The following is a 5,333-nucleotide window of genomic DNA, read 5'->3' on the forward strand; positions in this document are numbered from 1 at the left end:
CGTTCGGCCAGGCGTTTGTCCCATGCCCCGAAATGCCGGGCTCACGCGGCCCCTACGGCTTGCCGGACCGCGGCGAGCGCCTCGCCGATGGCCGCCGGGTCGGCGCCCCCGCCCTGGGCGAGGTCGTCCTTCCCGCCGCCGCCCCCGCCGAGCGCCTTGGCGGCGCGGCCGACGAGCGCGCCGGCCTTGAGGCCGCGGTCGCGCGCGCCCTGGTTGACAGCGACGACCACAACGGGACGGTCCTTGGGCATGCTGGTGACCATCACGACCGCGGGCCGCGCCGTGAGCCGGCCGCGGATGTCGACGGCGAGCCTGCGCAGGTCGTCGGCGCCGGTGCCGTCCGGTGCGCGGTGCCCGACGAACGCGATGCCGCCGACGTCGTCGGCCGCGTCGGCAAGGGACCCGGCGATCGCGAGGATCTGCTGGGAGCGGAGCTTGTCCAGCTCCTTCTCCGCGTCGCGGAGCCGGGAGACGACCCCCGAGATCCGCTCGGGCAGCTCCTCCTTGCGGGCCTTCATCTGCTCGGCGAGCTGCGCCACGAGGACGCTCTCGCGGGCGAGGAAGCGGAACGCGTCGATGCCGACGAGCGCCTCGACGCGGCGGACGCCGGCGCCGATCGACGACTCGCCCAGCACCTTGATCAGGCCGAGCTGCCCGGAGCGGGCGACGTGCGTGCCGCCGCACAGCTCGCGGGAGTAGTCGCCGACCTCGACGACCCGGACCTCGTCGCCGTACTTCTCGCCGAACAGGGCGAGCGCGCCCATGGCGCGGGCCTCGTCGATCGAGGTGTGGAAGGCGCGGACGTCGTGGTCGCCGACCAGGACCTCGTTGACCTCGTCCTCGACGTCCCGGAGCACGCTCGCGGGCACGGCGCCGGACGCGGTGAAGTCGAACCGGAACCGGCCGGGCGAGTTCTCCGACCCGGCCTGCGCGGCGGACTCGCCGAGCGTGCGGCGGAACCCGGCGTGCACCATGTGCGTGGCGGTGTGCGAGCGGGAGATCGCCCGGCGCCGCTCCACGTCGACCTCGGCGTAGGCGGTGTCGCCGGCCTGCGCCTCGCCGGTGCGGACGCGCCCGCGGTGCACGATGAGCCCGGCGAGCGGCGCCTGCACGTCGGTCACCTCGACGACGGCGCCGTTGCCGAACCGGATCAGGCCCTGGTCGGCGAGCTGGCCGCCGCCCTCGGCGTAGAACGGGGTGCGGTCGAGGACGACCTCGACATCGGTGCCCTCCCCGGCGGCGGGCGCGTTGGCGCCGTTGACCAGCAGCCCGACGAGGCGGGCGTCGCCGGCGAGGCTGCCGTAGCCGGTGAAGTCGACCCTGCCGCCCGCGCCGGTGAGCAGCTCGTCCAGGACCGAGACGTCCAGGTTGCCGGTCTTCTTGTCGCGGGCGTCCTTCTTCGCGCGGTCCCGCTGCTCCTGCATGAGCCGGCGGAAGCCGCCCTCGTCCACCTGGAGGCCCTGCTCGGACGCCATCTCCAGGGTGAGGTCGATCGGGAAGCCGTAGGTGTCGTGCAGCTTGAACGCCTGCTCGCCCGCCAGCGTCGCGCCGCCGGACCGCTTGGTCTCCTCGGCGGCCGTGTCGAAGATCGCGGTGCCGGTGCGGAGCGTCTGGAGGAAGGAGTCCTCCTCGGCGTCGACGACCGTGTGGATGTTCGCGGCCGTGCGCACCAGCTCGGGGTACTGCTCGCCCATCGCCTTGATCGCGACGTCGGTCAGCTCGTGCATCAGCCCCGCGTCCTGCCCGCCGAGCAGGCGCAGGTTGCGGATGGAGCGGCGCAGGATGCGGCGCAGCACGTAGCCGCGGCCCTCGTTGGACGGGCGGATGCCGTCCGCGACCATCATCGTCCCGCTGCGGACGTGGTCGGCGACGACGCGCAGCGACACGTCGGCGCGGTGGTCGCGGCCGTAGGAGACGCCGGTCAGGCCGGCGGCGCGGTCGAGGACCCGCCACAGGGTGTCGGTCTCGTAGATGTTGTCGACGCCCTGCAGGATCGCCGCCATGCGCTCCAGGCCCATGCCGGTGTCGATGTTCTTCGCGGGCAGGTCGCCGAGGATCGGGAAGTCGGTCTTGCTCTCCCCCGGGCCCCGCTCGTACTGCATGAAGACGAGGTTCCACACCTCGAGGTAGCGGTCCTCGTCGGCGACCGGGCCGCCCTCGCGGCCGTACTCGGGGCCGCGGTCGTAGTAGATCTCCGAGCAGGGGCCGCACGGGCCGGGGACGCCCATCGACCAGAAGTTGTCCTCCATGCCGCGCCGCTGGATGCGGTCGCGGGGCACGCCGACCTTGTCGTGCCAGATGCCGGCGGCCTCGTCGTCGTCGGTGAAGACGGTGACCCACAGCTTCTCTTCGGGGAACCCGAAGCCGCCGTCGGCCCGCGACCCGGTGAGCAGTTCCCAGGCGAACGGGATCGCCTGCTCCTTGAAGTAGTCGCCGATGGAGAAGTTGCCCAGCATCTGGAAGAACGTCGCGTGCCGGGTGGTCCTGCCGACCTCTTCGATGTCCGGCGTGCGCACGCACTTCTGCGCGCTGGTCATCCGCGGCGACGGCGGGGTGCGCTGGCCGAGGAAGTACGGCTTGAACGGGACCATGCCGGCGTTGACCAGCAGCAGGGTCGGGTCCTCGGCGACCAGGCTGGCCGAGGGCACCACCGTGTGCCCGCGCTCCTCGTAGAATGCGAGGAAGCGGCGTGCGACCTCTGCCGACTCCATATCAGTGGCCATCCTTGTCGTTCTCGATGATCGTGTAGCGCGCCTTGAGCACCCGGCGCGGCCGGGGGCCCCGGTAGTCGGACAGCTCGGCGTCCGGCGGTTCCCGGTCCATGCGGACGGCCTCGCGGAGCTCCTGTTCACGGGCATGCATTCCGGTACGCACGTCCGCGGCGAAAAGCCTCAGCCGGTCGCCGGCGCCCTGCCCGGTGGACACGGCCCGCGCCGCGACCCCCTCGGGGGACCAGGTGCGGGTGAACCGCTCCACGCGCCGCTTGACGCGATGCGTGACGTAGACGCCGGCGCCCGCGCCGACGCCGAGCCAGAACAGCCGTCTCATCTGCGTCCCTTACCCGAGGGCCGGGCCTGCAGCTCGGGCCTGCCGGAATGGTTCCGGCCGTCGCCGTCGCCGTCGCGGCCGCCGAGGGCCTTGCGGACGCCGTAGGAGAAGGCCGCGGCCTTCACCAGCGGCCCGCCGACCACCGAGGTCATCACGGTGGTGACGGCGGAGACGTTCTGGGTGACGCCGGCGACCTGCTTGGTGATGACGTCGGTGCGGCCGAGCTGCTCGTTCGCGCGCTTCACCGTGCGGGTCATGTCGTCCATCAGCGGGCCGGCCTGGTCGCCGATGTCCTGGACGACCTTGCTGGCCTCGCCGAGGAGGCGGGAGAGCTTCAGCAGGGTGAGCGCGATGAACGCGACCAGCACCGCCCAGAACACGGCCACGATGAGACCTGCTAGCTGTCCACCAGTGAGCATCAGGGCTTTCCGTTCGCGTGGGGTCGGCACGGGGCCGGGCATGGCGAGACAGACCTTACCGGTACGCCACGCCGCATGGCGGGAGCACCGGCCAGGGAAGATCGATCTTCACCGGTCCGCGGTGCCGCGCAGCACGGACCGGATCCGGGCGAGCACCTCGGTGAACCGGGACTCGGCGCCGTGCCTGGTCGGGCGATAGTACTCCCGTCCGTGCACCGGGTCGGGCGCGTACTGCTGTTTCACCACGCCGCCGGGGTGGTCGTGCGCGTACTTGTAGCCCTCCCCGTGCCCGATCTTCGCGGCGCCCTTGTAGTGCGCGTCGCGCAGATGCCCGGGGACCGCCCCGGCCAGCCCCTTGCGGACGTCGCCGAGCGCCCCGTCCACCGCCGTGATGACCGCGTTGGACTTCGGCGCCAGGGACAGGTGGATCACCGCCTGGGCGAGGTTGATGCGGGCCTCGGGCAGGCCGACGAACTCGACCGCCTGCGCCGCGGCGACCGCGGTCTGCAGCGCGGTCGGGTCGGCCATGCCGATGTCCTCGCTGGCGTGCACGATGAGCCGCCGGGCGATGAACCGGGCGTCCTCCCCCGCCTCGATCATGCGGGCGAGGTAGTGCAGCGCCGCGTCGACGTCGCTGCCGCGGATGCTCTTGATGAACGCGCTGATGACGTCGTAGTGCTGGTCGCCCTCGCGGTCGTAGCGGACGGCGGCCCGGTCGACCGCCTTCTCCAGCACATCGGCGTCGATCACCCCGCCGTCGTCGACGACGAGGGCGGCGGCCTCCAGGTAGGTGAGGGTGCGGCGGGCGTCGCCGCCGGCCAGCCGGATCAGGTGGTCCTCGGCGGCGCCGTCGAGGGTGGCCGCGCCGTTCAGGCCGCGCTCCTCGGTGAGGGCCCGGCGGATCACCTCGCGCAGGTCGTCGTCGCCGAGCGGCTCCAGGGTCAGCAGCAGCGAGCGGGACAGCAGCGGGCTGATCACGGAGAAGAACGGGTTCTCGGTGGTGGCACCGATGAAGGAGACCCAGCGGTTCTCCACGGCGGGGAGCAGGGCGTCCTGCTGGGCCTTGTTGAAGCGGTGCACCTCGTCGACGAACAGGACGGTCTGCCGCCCCGCCATGCCCAGCTCGCGGCGCGCGAGGTCGATCTCGGCGCGGACGCGCTTGACGCCGTCGCTGACCGCGGAGATCTCCACGAAGCGGCGGGACGTGACGTGGCTGACGACGGTGGCGAGGGTGGTCTTGCCCGTCCCGGGCGGGCCCCACAGGATCAGCGACATCGGCACGTCGCGGTCGACGAGCTGCCGGATCGGGGTGCCGGGGCCGAGGAGGTGGCCCTGCCCGACGACCTCGTCCAGCGCGCGGGGGCGCATCCGGACGGCGAGCGGCTGCTCCGCGCCGCCCCGCCCGGAGGCGGCGGGCACGGCCGGGTCAGGCGCCCGCGCGGCGGCCCGGTCCGCCGCCGGCGCGTCGAAGAGGCCCTCCGGCTCGCCCGATTCCGCCCTGCTGGTCACGCTCCGACACTATCTCTCGGCACGGACACTCCCGGCCGTCCGGGAACCCGGGGACCGGGCCCGGCGTTGGAACAGCCCGGAAGGCGCATTCAGGAGCGTGACGGTGTCCGGTACGGCCCCACGTCGGCGCCATGGGCTCGCAGGTCTGCTCGTGGCGCTGTTCGCCTTGGGCGGACTGGTGTTCAGCTACGGGCTGGGCCACGCGCCCCCTGCACGGGTGTGCACCCAGCACGCCGTGAGCGTGCCCGTCGGCGTCGCGTCCGCCTTCACCGGCCACGCGCAGCCGGACGCCGGGGCTTCGCCCCTCCACGGCTTCCACAGCCCCGTACACGCGGCATTGACCGCCCCGCCCATGAA

At 72.9% G+C, this 5,333-nt stretch carries 5 protein-coding genes; 1 reads left to right on the plus strand and 4 read right to left on the minus strand.

Going from position 1 to position 5,333, the window contains the following annotated elements; all coding sequences use genetic code 11:
* Positions 1–41 precede the first annotated feature (41 nt).
* From alaS to E1293_RS44210, 4 genes are all read right to left on the minus strand, one after another.
* Complete coding sequence (gene alaS, locus E1293_RS44195; protein ID WP_132205690.1) at positions 42–2,711, minus strand: alanine--tRNA ligase; 2,670 nt, start codon at positions 2,709–2,711, stop codon at positions 42–44.
* Between the two features lies 1 nt (position 2,712).
* The gene (locus E1293_RS44200; RefSeq protein WP_132205692.1) at positions 2,713–3,048 is read right to left on the minus strand and encodes a hypothetical protein; all 336 of its coding nucleotides are present in this window, start codon (positions 3,046–3,048) and stop codon (positions 2,713–2,715) included.
* Positions 3,045–3,467: a DUF948 domain-containing protein gene (locus tag E1293_RS44205; protein WP_132205694.1), complete on the minus strand. Its 423-nt coding sequence runs from the start codon at positions 3,465–3,467 to the stop codon at positions 3,045–3,047. The genes E1293_RS44200 and E1293_RS44205 overlap by 4 nt, the downstream gene beginning before the upstream one ends.
* 108 nt (positions 3,468–3,575) lie before the next feature.
* Positions 3,576–4,835 (minus strand): replication-associated recombination protein A, encoded by a 1,260-nt coding sequence (locus tag E1293_RS44210; protein ID WP_243717482.1) that lies wholly within the window; start codon positions 4,833–4,835, stop codon positions 3,576–3,578.
* A 244-nt stretch (positions 4,836–5,079) separates the two neighbouring features.
* Between E1293_RS44210 and E1293_RS49045 the strand changes: the two genes are divergently transcribed.
* The coding region (locus E1293_RS49045) for a hypothetical protein (protein WP_207939480.1) at positions 5,080–5,333 on the plus strand (254 nt) is incomplete at its 3' end.

The sequence above is a fragment of the Actinomadura darangshiensis genome (assembly GCF_004349235.1).
Lineage (GTDB): Bacteria > Actinomycetota > Actinomycetes > Streptosporangiales > Streptosporangiaceae > Spirillospora > Spirillospora darangshiensis.

Excerpts from the sequence above, each read along its gene's own strand:
- E1293_RS44200 (WP_132205692.1), bottom strand. The coding sequence starts at position 3,048 with ATGAGACGGCTGTTCTGGCTCGGCGTCGGCGCGGGCGCCGGCGTCTAC.
- E1293_RS44205 (WP_132205694.1), bottom strand. The coding sequence starts at position 3,467 with ATGCTCACTGGTGGACAGCTAGCAGGTCTCATCGTGGCCGTGTTCTGG.
- E1293_RS44210 (WP_243717482.1), bottom strand. The coding sequence starts at position 4,835 with ATGCGCCCCCGCGCGCTGGACGAGGTCGTCGGGCAGGGCCACCTCCTC.
- alaS (WP_132205690.1), bottom strand. The coding sequence starts at position 2,711 with ATGGAGTCGGCAGAGGTCGCACGCCGCTTCCTCGCATTCTACGAGGAG.